Raw genomic sequence first — 16,131 nt, forward strand, 5'->3', positions numbered from 1 at the left:
CGGCTAGGCCTATGCCTTGATTACATTCTATAAGCGGCTCGCAAACTCTGGCTACTGCAATATCATTACCCTTCATCCTGTCTTTCGTTTACCTTCAGCCCGTCGCGGTACTCCTGCGGAGTCATCGCCATTGTTTTTTAAAGAATCTGTAGAAATAATGCTCCGATAAAAATCCAACCTCACGTGAAACATCGCTGATCCGGTAATTAGGCTTAGTCAACAGTTCCTTGGCCCGGGCCAGTCTCATTTCATTAATCGTCTCCGATAACGGTTTCCCCGCCTTTTGCTTATATAGTCTTGATAAATAGGAAGGATTGTGTCCGATCGCTATCGCCAGCGTCTTTAATGACATATCTCCCCCTAGATTATTGCTTAAATAAGCGTGGATACTCTGCACAACGCGGTTCTCTTCCAGTTCCTCTGCCGGAACATACTGATCGAATACAGTCTTTCCCCATTCCATCAGGCGTGAAGCGAGCTCTTCCCAATCCTGTCTCACCCATTCGTTCAGTTCCTCCCGCAGAGAAATCGCATACTCTCGTGCGGATTCCGACGACAATTTCTCTGAGTATCCTATCAGCAGCGAATAAATCGATGTAGCAATTTGAAGTCCCGCAACAGAATGTCCGCCCTGAACGGCATTCGCTCCCGTCTGCAGTAGACTTTCCAGCACCCGGAAGAATTCTTCTCGATCGCGATGCTCCAGACAATAATCCAAATGCTCGTAATGCTTGAAAATATCCGGTTGAAGAGGATAACACCATGCTTCCACCGCTTCACCGTTCTCTCCTTCTTCAAGCAGAAGTTGTTGCTTCTTGACTGCAGAATGCAAACGGCGATTTATCCTCTCGGCACAATCCCCTATTTCCTTCCACTCCACCGGCGCATGGCTGATGACCAATGATAAGGGCAATTGAAGCAAATCACGACATGAGGATTGAATGCATTCGAACGTGCCGTAAGTGAAATGCGCCGTCATTTGCAGCGTTCCAGAACGCTGCAGCTTCTCCATCCATGGCTCTGCCTTGGACTGAATCAGCCAGACGATCTTACTTCGTTCATAAATGAAGGAGAAATGCACGGTGGACAGGGACAGGTATTCATCCGCGATATTTTGCACCGCATATAGAAGCAATGACCGATCGTAGTAGCTGAGCTGTTCATTCCAGTCATCAACCTTGCCGATGACGACGAATAACGGCTTGTCATACTGCAGCGGAATGTCAAGCTCCTTGAACTGCTGCTGCAGGTCAGGAGAAGATCGTCTTCCCCCATGAGCAGGCCTTCAAAAAATTCCCGCTGTAAAGCCGCCATCGCTTTTTTCACTTGGGTACGGGCTTCCGTCAGCGCTTTCTTCTCTTCCTTCTCACTACGAATCTTCTCGATGGCCCCATCCACCGCTGCAATGATTACATCATCATCCTCCGTCTTAAGAATATAATTGACCGACCCTTGTCTGATCGCTTCCTGAGCGTAATTGAAATTATCGTAACCCGACAGGAATATCACCTTGCAGTAAGGCCAACGGGAGGCAATGATTCGCTGCAACTCCAACCCATTGATGCCAGGCATGCGAATATCGGTAATGACAATATCGTAGGAGGTCGTCATCAGGGCATTCATAGCTTCGGCTGCCGAATAAGCGCCTTGTGTCTCCAGATCCGGACGATTCTCGGCATTAAACAGTTCCACAAGCCCATCAACCACGTATTCCTCGTTATCCACAATTAGTAATCTATACATGCTGTCTATTCCTCCTTCTGATTTTCAAGCCATGAGGGCAAGCGCACGATCACATGAAGACCGCCCAGATGGCTTCGCCTTACCGATAACCCGTACTCCGATCCGAATTTCAACTGGATCCGCCGGTGAATATTCAGAATACCCGTCGTCTCCCCCTCCGTAGCTCTCCCTTGGAGACCCGACACCAATTTGTCCAACATGGCATCTGTGAGAGATTCTCCATTGTCCTCAACATGAAGACATAAGCTATCCTTCTGAAGCTCCCAGTAGATCTCCAGAATCCCTTTGTGCGGGTGATCCTCAAGGCCGTATTCGAACGCATTTTCCACTATCGGCTGAAGAATCAGTCTCGGTACCAGCGTGGACTCTGCCCCTACAGAAATCTTTTCCATCTGTACGGACAGCTTGCTTCCGAAGCGGATGCTCTGAATTCCGATATAAGCCTCAATATGAGCCATCTCCTCTTTAAGCTGAACCTCGTCTTCCTTATTGCGAGTAATGAAACGGAAGAATTGACCGAGATACTTGGTCAGCCGTTTGGCATTCTCCATATCTTCCAACTTGATAATACGGTTCAACAAAAAGAAGATGTTATATAGGAAGTGCGGATTAATCTGAGCCTGAAGCTGCTTTAGCTCGGCTCGGTTAAGCCGCATTTCATGCTCATAAGCTTCATTGATCAATTCTTCCAATCGGCTCGACATGCGGTTGAACTGCTGGTACAGATAATGGAATTCATCCTTTCGATCATAAGACAGTAGCGTGTTAAAGCTGCCTTTCTCCAGCTTCCGGAATGCTCCGGTCAGCCTGAGCATTGGCTTGTGGACCAGATTGTACAGCCAGACCGAGAAGATCAATACGACCAATAGTGAAGTACCGGCCAGGAGGATATACAAGCGGGTATACCAACGGATTGGACCTAGAAAGCTGCTCTCTGGAACGTAAGCGACCAGTGTCGCCCCCAATAAAGAAGAAGATTCATAAGCGTAAACATAACTCTGATTATCTATAATAAACCGACCGATGCCGCTCCCGCTTTCAGCTTTGTCGTCAAGGTGAAGAAGCCTGAGAACATGATCGAAAGTCATCTTCTCCTGCGGTAAGGCGCCTACAAGCCACTTCCCCTCATGATCTACGATCAGTGCCTCTCCACCATTATAAGAAGCTACTTCTTTCAGTGATTTCTCCATATTGCTCCGGGACAGCAGGATATTCATCCACAGCTTCGCTGGCTCTCCCTGCTTCATCGCCTTCGGATAACGCTCCATAACGACCAACTGCTCCTTATTGGTCTGTATGGGACTCGTCTGAACATATTGATTCAACAAAGCTTCGCTCTCTTCTTCGGCAGCCCCCGAATCACCCGGTCATTCCAGATCATTACATCCAGCTCTGGAATTAGCAGAGATATCGATTCAACAAACAAGCTGGAATCCTTGAACTGCTGAAGTCTGCGCTCAATTCCCTGAATCGCAGCAACATCGTCACTATCCGAATAAATCATATGGAACAGCCTGAGACTCTGCACTTCATTGTCCAGAATATACTGCTGCTTCATACGGAATATCCGATCCATCTCCAACTCAAACGTACTGAGATAGAAATGGGCGTTAGACTGCAAAGAGCGAGTAATCTCTTCCGAAATCGTTCTCTCTCCGGATCGATTGATTAACGTGCTAACGATCAAAATTGGAATAATCGCAATCAAAAAAACAACTAGCAGTTTTTGAAACAAACTGAAGCCTGCTACAGATAATTTCCTGAAAGGGAGCCATTTCATCATGTAAGAACCTTCTTTCCATTCCGTCAAAATGCTAGATTACATAAAAATTCTTCACAGCGCCCCCTTCTCCCTCTGTCCTCTGTTTACCTAATGCTCAGGTAAATAGTCAACAAAAGACAGTAAAAATTGAATAGTAGAACCAGATTCGGTCCCGTGACTACAATAAAGATGTGTTTCCCCATACTCTACCATTCTGAAAATTCTAGGAGGTTGTTATTGTGATGAAACGAATGAAGATTGCCGCCACGATCCTACTGACATTTATCCTGCTACTGATCTCGTTCGGAACCGTCAACGCTGCCGTAATCTGGGACCCTGGCTCCATGAAGGAGGTATACAATCCTCAGGGTGAACGTTATTCTTATGCTCCCTCTGTCATCCGTGACGGGGATACCGCGCATATATGGACCTGCCATAACGACAAGGACGGTGTCATCAAGGACCATATCTATTACACCCGGATCGTGAACGATACTGTAGCAGAATCCCGATCTGTGCTACAGGCTGGCCCCCAAGGCTCCTGGGACAGCTTCCATGTCTGCGATCCTTCGGTGATTGCTGGTGAATTTCATAGCGATGGCGAGATATACCATTACGCTATGTTCTATCTGGGCAATGATCTGGATGCTAGTCTGCATAATCAGATCGGTGTTGCCTTTGCCAAGGAGCTCTCCGGGGAGTGGGTCAAGCATCCAAAGCCGCTTCTGACTTACCCGAATGACGGATATTGGGGTATCGGGCAGCCCTCGGCCACCAGTATAGACGGTAAAGGAAGGCTACTGCTCTTCTTCACCCAAGGCGACTCTGTCTCCACGGGAGGATATCGGGTTGAGATGGACCTGTTGAAAATGGAGCAGCCCGTTATCGGAGATAAGCTTCCGCTGACGAACGACGGACTTATCAACAATCTGGGAGAATCTGATTTTCTGAACAATTTTGATATCGCTTACAATTCTGCCAATGACCGCTTTATTGCTGTGAGGGAGTTGCACCCTTACCCTAGTGACCAGCCCAACTGGATCAGCAGCAGCCAGCAGATCATCAGCATCGAAGGCAGTTCAATATGGGGCGGCGGCGGGCAATGGAAGATTGAAGGAACAGTAAGTCCCGCTCTTACCAGCTTTGACCGGAATCATAATGCTGGTCTACTGCGCACAGCCCACGGGACACTTCCGGACGGCGAAGTGATAGATCTGTATTTCACGGGTAGCGACAATTCTGCCAACAGCCCCGGATCGCCGCTGTATACCTATAATATCTGGCGGATACGGGGCCAGTTAACAGAGGGAAGCATGATCCTGGAGAAGAATTTAACTGATTTCAATGGCAAGCTGTTCTCGGTTCATTCCATGACCAACAATCTGCATACGAATACGATTGAAATCCAGGGCATGATCAAGAATCATAAGCTGAACGACCAACAGCCGTTATGGGTCGGCTATCGCATTTATGATTCCCGCGGGTATTTACTAGAAGCGGGTACAGCTTACAGGGATATCATTAATAAGGAAAGACAATTCTCGGTTCCCATCATCAAGCCAGAAGGCATCGGATCATCTGCAGTTCGTCTGGAGATTCAACTGCTCTCCGCGAAGGGCAAGCTGCTGGAAGCCAAGGCGAGTACAGTCAATTTTGGCTTCAATCCCTGACTTTAACCAGGATGGATTATACGAGTTAACCTGAGATAATGAAAGTGAAGCCATCCCGAATTCATTCAGGATAGCTTCACTTTTTTATATCTCCTTCAATCCTCTATTTTTATACTCGAAGATTCCTTAACGACCAGCTCTGCATTCAGCGTAAAAAGTCTCTGATCTGCCAACCTGTTGTCATTGACCTGATCGATTAACTTCTCGGCTAACACCGAGCCCATCATATATAGAGGCTGCTCCATCGAGCTGATTCTCGGCACAACGTAGTTCGTTAACCGAATGTTGTCCACACCTACAACCGCCAGCTGTTCAGGAATCGAGATACCCAGTTCGGCACAGGCTTTGTATACACCAAGTGCCATCTCATCATTTGCGGCAAATACAGCGGTAAAGTCTTGGTGCTGACTCCACAGCCGTTTGAATGCCTCATATCCGCCATCCTCCGAGAAGTCTCCGTTCTCTACCAAACATTCTTCAAATGGAATTTCTGCCTCTTCGAGAGCTTGCACAAATCCTTCCAACCGTTTGATACTGTCGGTAGCATCCGAATATCCACTTAGAAATGCGATCCTACAATGTCCTTGTTCAGTCAGATGAAAGATCACATCTCTAGCTAATACGATGTTATCTGTAAAGGAGCAAGGAATCAGCGGATGCTCTACCTCCCGCCCGATCACAGCAAGATGGTAGCCATCATCTGCATAAGAGCCAAGTTCCTCATCTGTGAGACTAGGGGTGACCATAATGAGTGCGTCTACCGTATGATTGATCAGAAATGACAGGAACTCCAGCTCTTTAGCCCTCTGATTCTGCGCATCACAGATCAGCACTCTATAATGGAGAGAATTCGCCATGTTCTCGATGCCTTTAATAATCTCTGCATAGTAAGAAACAAGCACATCCGAGACTACAACTGCTAGTGTCATCGTCTTGCGACTACGCAGTTGTTTGCCCATATTATTGGGGATATACTCCATCTCGCGGATGACCTGCATAACCCGCTGTTCTGTCTTGGCATTCACCAGCTTACTCCCGTTCAATACGCGTGACACAGTGGCCGGCGATACATTAGCCTGCTTCGCTACATCGATAATCTTAATATTCTTCATTGCCTCCGGTTACCACGCTTTCATCGAAAAATACCAAATGTGTTCAACACTAAACTTTTACGCCCAATCTATAATTCCGCCGCGTTATTCTCTATAGTAACAGGGTAACATAAGTTCGAAGAGTTTATCGATAGTTTTCATTACAATAGTCGTGAGACAAGCTGGTGTGCCCTGAATTGGCCATCAGGTAACAAAAAGAGGCTGGCGGACCGCCAGCATGCCTGTAATCAGGATATATCCGCAAAATACGGATCATGCCGTCAATCCTCAGCCTTCTTATGTTATAAGACTAGTATCGAAGTCCGCGATACATCGCATCTAGCAATAAATGCGTGTTATCACAGCTATATTCCCAGAACATTACCCCAGCGAGTCCGTTCTCCTTTACATACTCACATTTATGTCGAATCGACTGCTCATCCTCATAGGATATAAAGCTGGAACCGTTATAAATATACGGCGACCTCGCTTCCTCATCCCAATAGCGGGTGTACCCATTCTTGTTGATGTAATCCTTGACCAATCTCGTATAATCAGGACCGTACCCGCCAGTCGTGCCGGCCATTTGATGTAGACCGTGGTTACGATCCGGTACCTGATTCCACATGCGGGAGTAAAAAGCTGCACCGATCACGATCTTCTCTCTAGGTACGCCAGCACGTTGGAACAGATTCACCGAGGCATCTGTACTGATACGGAATAAATCCCCTGTCGACGTATATAAATTCGCATGATGCCCGGTCAGCACCTGGAAACCGCCGCGCATATCGTAGGTCATTAACTGTATGAAATCAAGGTATTGCTGCACCTGATCCATCTCGGTGCCGTCCACATAATACTGATCAGCCCCAGCTGCGATAGTCAGCAAATAATGGCGACCATCCTGTATTCCTTTGGCATCAATGGCTTCTCGCATTGTCTTAAGAAGTAATGTAAAGTTTGACTTATCTTCCGGACTAGAGGCAATATCTGCTTCACCGTAGCAAGGGTACTCCCAATCCAGATCAATCCCGTCCAACGGATACTCTGTTAAGATACGTACCGCCGATTCAGCCATCTGTAATCTCCCCGCCTCGGTCGCGGCCGCTTCCGAAAATCCGCCAGCACTCCATCCACCAACAGATAACAAAATGTTTAAATGAGGATAATTGCTTTTGATCTCTCGCAGCACACCTAGATTGCGCAAATGGGCGATGGAAATCCGATGATCAATAACCTGGCCGAAGGCCACGTTGAGGTGAGTCAGCTTCGCCAGATCTTGCTTCGTGATGTTGGGGAGGTGGGCATCGACGGCATAACCCGCGACAATATAACTGTGATTCGTCATCTACTCTTCACTCCATTCTTGAACTATTACCATACAGCCGTTAACACTTGAAGTGTTTCCTTGCCGGTACCAATCTTGTACCCCGATGCCGTGTAGCGGATCTGGTCCGCACCATCCAGCACAAACAGATGCGGAAAGCCAGCTTCATATGCCGGTGATTGTGAGACGATATCCGGTAATGCAGCATAGGAAGCATCGCGGAGAAATAGAGTCGCCTGCGGCAACTGCGGATAGTCCGCAGGATCAAAAGATTTAGTCCACTCGGAATCGCCTATGATCAATACAATTGGCGCACCAAGATTCGCGAATGCTGCGGTCAATTCACCAATTTCACGGAACAGATGCTTGGTCGGTTCTCGCTCCGGCTCGATCCAAGCAACAAGCGCTCCGCGGTCGCCGATCAACTCACCAAGCTTGTAGCTTGCACCATCTATCGTCATGAACATTGCTTGCCGATCCAGCGTTCCGAGCACCGGAATTTCATGCTCCACGTGTCGGAATGTTAACACGACATCCGTTTCCTCTCCGGTACGAACCAGGAAATAAGTGAAGCGCACCTGAACCGTTCCATCCTTCAGACGAACGCCCGTGGTCATCCGGTATGAGCCCGGTTCTACTTCAAACAGCTTATCGTACACATCCTTCTGTCCCTCAGAGAAAAGTAGTGTCTTATACATCCCATGCTCTAATCTCGCAAATGTGAAATTCTCGAAGTAGGAAGCATCCGGGGCATCAGTAGAAGCGTGCACATCCTTAAACAGTCTGATCTTGCCCAGGACTTGGCTGCTTCTTCGTGTGGAACCGATGCATTCAGAACAGCATCTATCCAGACACCATCTGCCATATATTGCGGCTTCTGCTCACTTGGATGCAATCGAGACGGAACACCTAAGCTGCGGCAGACCGCAACGAATAAGATATCCAGCGAGACAGGGTCACCAGCCATAAGCTTAAAGGTGCCTATGGGGTTGCCTTGCCCTTCAGGTTCGGCAAGTCTTCGCGACGACTGTAACTTTCGTCAAGCCGACGGGCCAGCACACCTGGATCAGCATTGAACTCCCCTTTTTCGTTGGCGAATACATCCTGGAAGAAGTTCTTATACGGCACGATCATTTCATGCTGCACGCGCGGACATAGTACATACTGGATAAATACGTCCTCTGCAAGATCGCCTCGCACGTTTAAGGAACCATATAAATGATCGCCTAATGTATCCCGGAACGTATCCACCAGATCCTTCTCATTTAGACTCTCAAGCAAGCGCAAGGGCCATTCCCCATGCTCTCTTGATTGCTCGCGCAGGAAATCAGCGATCTCATGACTGTTGCCGCGCGCCTTCCGAAGAACATCCCACACTCGATCTGCAGGGAGTCCTACTTCGGCAGCAAGCTCCGACGCATCCGATTCGGTCAGGAACGTCTCCTCAAATGATGTGCGGATCTTCGTTCCTGCTTCCAGACGGCGGTTATGGTGCTGGATTCGTTCCTCGCTCAATGCTTCTACCGTCTCGCCTTCCCGCTCAGGCGGCGGCACCATATCTAGATCTAACGTTCCATCTTGCTGCTCCGTCTGGTCCAGGACGATATCAAAGCGGTCACTGTCCAAAACCGTAACCTTCCGCTCGCCCCATACACCATTCTTAACGGCACGAATCAATAGATCTCCGAGTCCCGTCTTAAAAACGACTTCTCCCTGTTCATTCGTCGGAATCGTAGCAATCGGGTAAAATTCAGCTGTATTATATAGCTCAAAGTGCACCTGAGCTTCACTGACAGGTCGTCCTTCGCCATCTATAACAAAGACAGTAATCGTACGTGTCGGAGCATAATTTTCAAGCAGATTAATTTCGGTGAACCATTCATCGGCCAGTGTAATATCCTCTGGCCCCGGATAATCGGCATAAATTCGTGTATTGATCAGCATTGCCCTTCGTGCAGGTGGACTGAACCAACCTTGATTCAGACGGGCCTCAGGCTCACAGGCCCCGATATAATACCAGGTACCGTCGGCCCAAGCCTCTACCCAGGCATGATTGCTGTCGCAATGTGCCCAGCGCGGCGTGTATACCTGGCGAGCCGGAATGCCGATACTGCGGAGAGCGGCGACAGCAAGCGTCGATTCCTCGCCGCAGCGTCCGCGTGCATTCCGGATCAGCGACAGCGGTGCAATTGTGCGCAAATCGCTGCCGATATAGGTCGCCTTCTCATGACACCAGTAATTCGTCTCCAGGATGGCATCGGCCATGGACAGCGACTTCGTGCGCTCAGCTAACTCCTGATGCAGAATACCGCGGGAATCCTCAATATTCTCCGTATTCACCCGATAAGGTAATACAAAATGCAGGAATAAATGGTCAGGAACCCGGCTTCCCCAAGGCATATTCCTGCGGATTTCCAGCGACTGCCGCACATAGCTCAGAAATAAGTCGCTAGTATAATCCGCCATATCATTCACAGGCATATAAGCATACAAGTATTTAAGCGCCCACGTCTCTTCTTCCGTCAAGTCCTGTTCGAATACATCGAACAGCTCATGCTCCTTAGCACGGGCCATCTCCCGCTTTACGCTTAACTTGCGCTCAATGAGTTCCATCGTCTTACGATCCAGTGATAATACTGAAGTCTGATTCGTCATCTCTCCGTTACTCCTTCCACAGTTTTCCGTCTTCGCGGATACAGTATATGCCCTTACCATCTGTTGACCGAGCCGTGATCTGGAACAGGCTTCGCGTCGTTTCAATCGTCGGTGCGATACTCCATTCGTCCCCGCCGAGCAGTGCAGGAAGCTCCTTCGCAAATTCACCATGTTGATCGAAATAATTGCGCTGGCGATAATAGAGCTTGCGCAGCTCCCACTTGATACGCTCATCCTGCGGCAACACGAAACTTTCCGTGCTACTAGCATCAGCGAATACGACATACCCCCACAGCTCAGGATAATGCATATTGATAATGCCCATCGGAGACCATACCCAGTTATCCTCTGGGAACGGCTTGCCGGTGTCCGGATTAATCACCTTGCTGTACTCGCCGTCCTTTACTTCAGTCCGCCACTCCACACGGGAAAAATTGACACGCCAGAACTCGCCTGCTACCGGCGAACGCGTCTCCGGTGCGCATTCCTTGAGGATTTTCCACGGAATCGCTACCTCCACGCTCCACTTCCGATTATCAGCCTCTGGGCGATTAAGCTCTCCATCGATGTGAACCGCCGTCTTCAGTCCACTAATATCCCAGCCGTTCACCGGCGGTCCCCCATCGCGGTAAGGCTTGACGAGAAGCAGATCCCATACCGTATTCAAGGCATTGATCTCGAATTCATAATACTGATGCGTATCACCATCCGGATCAATGAATATTTCAAAGTCATTATCGTAAAAGATGACCGAATCACGTTCTGTCAGCGTTGCCCAAATTTGATCTTCGATCAGCTCCGCTCCAAAATAGAAATATTCATCGTCCCATAGCATTTTGACGCGAGTCTGCTTGGCTGGTCTCGGACGAAGTTCACCTTCGATATCTACAAAATCCTCTGTCCATTCCGCCTTCCGCCAGAAAGGCTTGTCGAGCCTTCCATCCAAGGCGAGCGGTCCCTCAGCCCGCTGACATATATAGTGCTTAGGAGCATATTCGATCCTTGGCTCCGGTACTCCACTAAGATCCATGTTGTCCCCTCCCTCAGTTATGTGTCACAACAGCACCAGAACCTCCGTACATCTCGATTTCATCGTCAAATTCGAGCTTGAGCACCGTTACCTGTTCATGAGTATCTTCAGGCGTCAGATGAATCCAGGTCGTTCCCGGAATGTTGAACCAAGGTACACCGCCATGAATGTCGTAAGTTAGCTCTTTGCCAGAATGCAACACTGTAATTTTCTTGATCGGATTGCACAGTCCTTTCAGACACACATTCTCCTTCGGATCATCGTACACATACAGATACAGTGTCTTCTTATCCTTGGACAGCGTGCTTCCTCCCAGGTAATACCGTGTCATAATGCCTTCTTCTGTGCCGTAAATCGCTTCTTCATGCGTATGAATCCATTCACCAAGGCCGAGTAAAATATCTACCTGTCTCTGGTCGATCGTCCCATCTTCTCGCGGACCGATGTCCAGCAGCATATTCCCGCCCATCGAGATACAATCGCAGAACATACGAATGATTTGATGCAACGTTTTATAGTTATCGTCAGTTGGTACATATCCCCAGGAACTGTTGATCGTGGTACAGAACTCCCACGGGCCTTCCGGTCTCGTGATAGGTAGTCCCTGCTCAGGCGTCTTATAATCACCATGGCCTTGAAGCCGTGAATTAATGATCAAATCGGGATTAAAGGATTTCAGATAATGCTTGAACTCGGGTAGGTTCCACTGTTGGGCGCTGCGTTCCCAGTCTCCGTCGAACCAGAGCAGATCCACCTTTCCATAATTCGTTAATATCTCTTTAAGCTGATGATTGTTAAACTCCAGGAACTCCTGCCATTTCTCTTCATCCTGCACCCCATCCAGCGGACTGGAGAATCGATTAACCTTGCTCAGATCGTCCGGAACTTTGCCACCTTCATACACACTCGGATAATCCGGATGCGACCAGTCGATCAGCGAATAGTACATTCCGACCCGCAGCCCCTTCTTATGCATCGCCTCCGCATACTCCTTGATCAAGTCACGACCCGCTGGCGTGCGCTTCACCACATTCAGATCGCTATACTGCGTATTAAACAGTGCTACCCCATCATGGTGCTTCGTCGTCAATACCGCATATTTAGCCCCGGACTTCGCAATCAGATCCACCCATTCTTCGGCGTTGAAGCGAGACGCGGTGAACCCATCCAATTGCTTCATATACTCTTCATACGACATTCTGCCGTTATAGAAAGACCATGACTCCGACACTCCATCCACCGCGTAAATACCGTAATGAATAAAAATGCCCAGTTTAGCATCCTCAAACCATTGCTGCATTCAGATCAACACCTTTCCAATTCATTGCATTATCAGATTTATGAACATCCATCAGCGACTATTAGTACGTGTTCAAAGAGGCCAGTTTTCAGCTCAACCTCTATTATTGAATTCGGAAAACATGGGCGATCGGGGCTTTACCCTCTGTCTCCGCATCCGGAAGACGAACCACAACACCTTGCTCTGTTTGGTGGAACTCAAGCTTGCTATAGCCACCAACCAAGTCGATTCGGTTCACTTCTCTATGCAGCGGCAGTACGATCTCCTGTGGTACACTCGCATCTTCATCCTTGTACAGATAGAAGGCGAACACTTTATCATCCTTTTGCGTAAACTGAAGGTTCCCCATTGAATAAGGCTCGCAGATGCGCGTTCCATAAATCGCTTCACCGTACACCTTCAGCCAAGCCCCTAAGCCTTGAATGCGGGAGATCGCCGTTCGCGATATTCTGCCGTCTGGCTGAGGCCCTACGTTTAAAGCCAGATTGCCGCCCTTGGCCACGATTTCAACCAACAGATGGATCAATTCTCTTACCGACTTATAGTGATCTTCATAACGGAATGAAAACGCCGATCCCATCGTGATACAACTTTCCCAAGGCACATGCAGCGCCCTCTCCGGCAAGGTCTGCTCCGGTGTGATCAGGTTCTCATAAGGACCACCCACCGTACGGTCTGCTGACAATAGCCATGGCTGAATTTGCCGCGCTTTCTCAACAGCTTCGCCCAAGCGGATATTCTGATCGCGATAATCGTTCACCCATCCGGCATCGAGCCATAATACGTCAATTCGTCCGTAGTTCGTCATCAGCTCCATAATCTGCTCATGCGTGAACTGGACAAACTGTTCCCACAGCCAGGGATATTCCTTCGGATCGTAGGTTGGACCACGTGATGTTGTCATTCCCGGACGCATACCAGGCGCCCAGTAGTACGGCGTATGCCAATCCGCTTTAGAAAAATAAGCGGAGATGCCAAGCCCTCTGGCACGGAAGGCATTAAACAGTTGCTTCGTAATATCAGCATATTTATGCGTACGGAACGGACAATCTGGCCCAGTAATGCGATAATCGGTCGTCCGCGTATCCCACATACAGAATCCGTCATGATGCTTGGTTGTAAAATTCAAATATTTGAACCCGTTGTCAGCCGCAAGATTCGCCCATTGTTCAGGCTGAAAGCGTAGCGGATTAAACGTCTTGTTCAAGGCGAAATACTCCCGCTTGAGCTCTTCCGCATCTATATCCCAGTCGATCTCATTGCGCGACCATTCTTCATCCACATCGCTCAGCGCCCAGGATTCAACCAGGCCAAGCTGGGAATAAGGTCCCCAATGCATCATTAGTCCGAGCTTCTGGTCCTTGAACCATTCCAGACGCTCCAGCAGCAGCGAATCTTCGGGCTTGACCCAATGCTCCTCACTGCTGTAATTGTGAACTCCTTGTTCTACAACGGATTCGCTATCATCCACAGGCAATGTAATATTACTCATCGTATCCCTCCGAGTTGAGGTTTTTTTCCCCTTGATATCTATGTCCAAACCATAAATCTACTGCTATCATTAGTAATAGACTTATAGAGGTTGTTCAAAAAGTCCGCTTTTGATCACGAAGAAACACTGAAAGCACATTCGACATCGAATCTTGAATTCAGCCGGGCCTTCCGGTGCTCACGTACACACTATGTACGCTCCGCTCCTCAGCCCCTAGCTTCATCCAACCTTCTCGGTGCTGAAAATCGACCTTTTTGAACACGAACTTATAGAGGGGGCAGAAGATTTGAAACTTAACTATTTTAAATCCAAATTATTCCTGAAGTACATCTGGTCATATCTATTCATACTGCTGATTCCCTTAATATTCATGACTGTATTAATTTATAAAAACGCTGTCACAAACCTTCGTACAGAGATCGAACAATCTCGGCTTGCCCAATTAACTCAGGCTAAAGTTGTGATTGACGGTCGTATGAAGGAACTGGGTGAGATTGCAACCCGGATCTCCTATGACAACAGACTAACGAACTATGAAGTACATAACTCAGTCACGAACCGTGAGTCCATTCAGGCGTTGGATCAATACAAGGCAACTAGCGCTATTATGGACGAGATCTACCTGTATTTTCATGGGGACGATAAAATCTACTCCAGCAAGGGCTTGAACGATTTCGATGTATTCACGAATAATCTGCAATTTAAGACTTGGAACAAGGTCGCCCTGTTCCGTGATCTCAACCACGTCACATATCCAACGATCCGCCCGACGGATACGGTCAGCAACTCTAACGGAGTGCAGAAATCAATGCTGGCCTACTTAATACCTATTACACCGAACAGTTCAAATCCGTATGCCACCGTCATGTATCTCATCAACGAATCCGAGCTATCGAATCTGGTAGATTCGATTCTGGGTAGCTACGAAGGCCAGACGTACATTCTCGATAATGAAGGCCACGTGCTACTCAACAATCGCCAAGGCAATGTGCTATCAAGCGAAGAGACACAATCCATGTTAGGCGACATCAAACCTGGTATTGAAGAACGTGTTATCAGCGGTGTCGATCACTCGATCGTATCTGTCAAATCACAGTCCAATGGTTGGACCTATGTGACGATCATGCCTAACTCACAATTTTTCAGCAGTGTCGTTCATATTCGCAGCTTCATGCTGCTACTCTTCATCATCGTTGTCATCGTCGGGGTTGCGATTGCTCTCCTGCTGGCCAGAATGCAGTATCAGCCGATCTCGAAGCTCGCCCATTTCGCAGCAGGCAAGTCCGACTCAGATCAAGGGAATCGAACTGCCGGCAATGAGCTTGAACGCATTCGCACTGCCTTACAGGAATACAGTTCCAAGGTTGATCTGCAAGAGCCATTCGCTCGTCATCATTTTTTGACGATGCTGCTCAAATTTGGACATGCCCAGAGTCTTACGCCAGAACTGCATGAAGCGTTCAATCTTGAATTCAACCGTTCTCATTATTTTGTGATGGTCATCGGCTGGGATGAAGATGAGCACAGCGACATTCAAGAATATCAGGAAATGATCACCCTACTGACACAGATTGAATTCCCGGAACTGTCCACCCATGGATACGGTGTTGAACTAACTCGGGTGGGCCAGCTTGGTCTGATCATTAACTTTGATCTAGAAGACGAGTCCGCTCAATTCGCTCATATCCTGTTGATTACGGAAGCGGTACGTGCCAATCTGCTTGAAGGTTTCGATATTGTACCGACGATCGGAGTAGGGTCAGCATATACAAGCTTTGATCAGCTGAATCAATCTTATATTGAAGCTTGTTCGGCCTTTGAACTGCGATCGACCGATCGCGGGTCTGTTAATTATTTTGACAAGTTGTCTACGCTGCCTGAGCATACGTACTGGCTTCCTAGTAATCTGCTCATGAAATTGTCACAAAGTCTGAAGCAGGGCAGCTATGATGTCGCGCGCAAATTATTCATTCCGCCTTCGTCAGCCTGCAATCTTCCGGACTCTCGGCTCTATATATTCGCTGTATCTGCTTCGATCTGCTCAATACCATTCTGAAGACT

At 48.2% G+C, this 16,131-nt stretch carries 14 protein-coding genes; 2 read left to right on the top strand and 12 right to left on the bottom strand.

The genetic code is table 11. The features are described 5' to 3' along the window. Window positions 1-121 precede the first annotated feature (121 nt). The 4 genes from RE628_RS18745 to RE628_RS18760 are packed head-to-tail and all read right to left on the bottom strand — an operon-like array spanning window position 122 to window position 3,553. The gene (locus tag RE628_RS18745) at window positions 122-1,120 is read right to left on the bottom strand and encodes a helix-turn-helix transcriptional regulator (RefSeq protein WP_309154478.1); all 999 of its coding nucleotides are present in this window, start codon (window positions 1,118-1,120) and stop codon (window positions 122-124) included. Continuing rightward, window positions 1,036-1,743 (bottom strand): response regulator, encoded by a 708-nt coding sequence (locus tag RE628_RS18750; RefSeq protein ID WP_309154479.1) that lies wholly within the window; start codon window positions 1,741-1,743, stop codon window positions 1,036-1,038. The genes RE628_RS18745 and RE628_RS18750 overlap by 85 nt, the downstream gene beginning before the upstream one ends. A 5-nt stretch (window positions 1,744-1,748) precedes the next feature. Further along, window positions 1,749-3,068: a sensor histidine kinase gene (locus tag RE628_RS18755; RefSeq protein WP_309154480.1), complete on the bottom strand. Its 1,320-nt coding sequence runs from the start codon at window positions 3,066-3,068 to the stop codon at window positions 1,749-1,751. After that, window positions 3,065-3,553 (bottom strand): hypothetical protein, encoded by a 489-nt coding sequence (locus tag RE628_RS18760; protein ID WP_309154481.1) that lies wholly within the window; start codon window positions 3,551-3,553, stop codon window positions 3,065-3,067. Before RE628_RS18760 ends, RE628_RS18755 begins: the two co-directional genes overlap by 4 nt. A gap of 191 nt (window positions 3,554-3,744) precedes the next feature. On the opposite strand from RE628_RS18760, the gene RE628_RS18765 reads away from it, so the two are divergent. Next, window positions 3,745-5,175, top strand: coding sequence for a glycoside hydrolase family protein (locus RE628_RS18765; protein ID WP_309154482.1), 1,431 nt, complete (start codon window positions 3,745-3,747; stop codon window positions 5,173-5,175). Window positions 5,176-5,270: 95 nt separating this feature from the next. On the opposite strand, the gene RE628_RS18770 is transcribed toward RE628_RS18765, so the two are convergent. The 8 genes from RE628_RS18770 to RE628_RS18805 form a co-directional block, all read right to left on the bottom strand. Further along, complete coding sequence (locus tag RE628_RS18770; protein WP_309154483.1) at window positions 5,271-6,287, bottom strand: LacI family DNA-binding transcriptional regulator; 1,017 nt, start codon at window positions 6,285-6,287, stop codon at window positions 5,271-5,273. Between the two features lie 289 nt (window positions 6,288-6,576). Continuing rightward, a complete protein-coding gene (locus tag RE628_RS18775; RefSeq protein ID WP_309154484.1) occupies window positions 6,577-7,614 on the bottom strand; it encodes a glycoside hydrolase family 18 protein in 1,038 nt (345 codons plus the stop codon). A 26-nt stretch (window positions 7,615-7,640) separates the two neighbouring features. After that, window positions 7,641-8,291 carry an aminoglycoside phosphotransferase/kinase family protein gene (locus RE628_RS18780; protein WP_309154485.1) on the bottom strand — a complete coding sequence of 217 codons (651 nt, stop codon included), beginning with the start codon at window positions 8,289-8,291 and terminating at the stop codon, window positions 7,641-7,643. 8 nt (window positions 8,292-8,299) lie between these two features. Then, window positions 8,300-8,560 (bottom strand): transglutaminase-like domain-containing protein, encoded by a 261-nt coding sequence (locus RE628_RS18785; protein ID WP_309154486.1) that lies wholly within the window; start codon window positions 8,558-8,560, stop codon window positions 8,300-8,302. 14 nt (window positions 8,561-8,574) lie between these two features. Further along, window positions 8,575-10,248, bottom strand: coding sequence for a transglutaminase-like domain-containing protein (locus RE628_RS18790; protein ID WP_309154487.1), 1,674 nt, complete (start codon window positions 10,246-10,248; stop codon window positions 8,575-8,577). 7 nt (window positions 10,249-10,255) lie between these two features. After that, window positions 10,256-11,278: a carbohydrate-binding family 9-like protein gene (locus RE628_RS18795; RefSeq protein ID WP_309154488.1), complete on the bottom strand. Its 1,023-nt coding sequence runs from the start codon at window positions 11,276-11,278 to the stop codon at window positions 10,256-10,258. A 13-nt stretch (window positions 11,279-11,291) separates the two neighbouring features. Further along, window positions 11,292-12,578: an alpha-L-fucosidase gene (locus RE628_RS18800; protein ID WP_309154489.1), complete on the bottom strand. Its 1,287-nt coding sequence runs from the start codon at window positions 12,576-12,578 to the stop codon at window positions 11,292-11,294. Window positions 12,579-12,681: 103 nt separating this feature from the next. Then, entirely contained in the window at window positions 12,682-14,070 is a 1,389-nt protein-coding gene (locus tag RE628_RS18805; RefSeq protein ID WP_309154490.1) for an alpha-L-fucosidase, read from the bottom strand. A gap of 370 nt (window positions 14,071-14,440) precedes the next feature. Between RE628_RS18805 and RE628_RS18810 the strand changes: the two genes are divergently transcribed. Continuing rightward, window positions 14,441-16,126, top strand: a complete 1,686-nt coding sequence (locus tag RE628_RS18810) for an AraC family transcriptional regulator (protein WP_309154491.1) — start codon at window positions 14,441-14,443, stop codon at window positions 16,124-16,126. The last annotated feature ends 5 nt before the right edge of the window (window positions 16,127-16,131 follow it).

Source organism: Paenibacillus sp. D2_2, from assembly GCF_031199965.1.
GTDB lineage: Bacteria > Bacillota > Bacilli > Paenibacillales > Paenibacillaceae > Fontibacillus.

Coding starts and splice junctions, on each gene's coding strand:
- RE628_RS18750 (WP_309154479.1), bottom strand. CDS start 1,743: ATGTATAGATTACTAATTGTGGATAACGAGGAATACGTGGTTGATGGG.
- RE628_RS18770 (WP_309154483.1), bottom strand. CDS start 6,287: ATGAAGAATATTAAGATTATCGATGTAGCGAAGCAGGCTAATGTATCG.
- RE628_RS18775 (WP_309154484.1), bottom strand. CDS start 7,614: ATGACGAATCACAGTTATATTGTCGCGGGTTATGCCGTCGATGCCCAC.
- RE628_RS18780 (WP_309154485.1), bottom strand. CDS start 8,291: ATGTATAAGACACTACTTTTCTCTGAGGGACAGAAGGATGTGTACGAT.
- RE628_RS18785 (WP_309154486.1), bottom strand. CDS start 8,560: ATGGCTGGTGACCCTGTCTCGCTGGATATCTTATTCGTTGCGGTCTGC.
- RE628_RS18790 (WP_309154487.1), bottom strand. CDS start 10,248: ATGACGAATCAGACTTCAGTATTATCACTGGATCGTAAGACGATGGAA.
- RE628_RS18795 (WP_309154488.1), bottom strand. CDS start 11,278: ATGGATCTTAGTGGAGTACCGGAGCCAAGGATCGAATATGCTCCTAAG.
- RE628_RS18800 (WP_309154489.1), bottom strand. CDS start 12,578: ATGCAGCAATGGTTTGAGGATGCTAAACTGGGCATTTTTATTCATTAC.
- RE628_RS18805 (WP_309154490.1), bottom strand. CDS start 14,070: ATGAGTAATATTACATTGCCTGTGGATGATAGCGAATCCGTTGTAGAA.
- RE628_RS18810 (WP_309154491.1), top strand. CDS start 14,441: ATGACTGTATTAATTTATAAAAACGCTGTCACAAACCTTCGTACAGAG.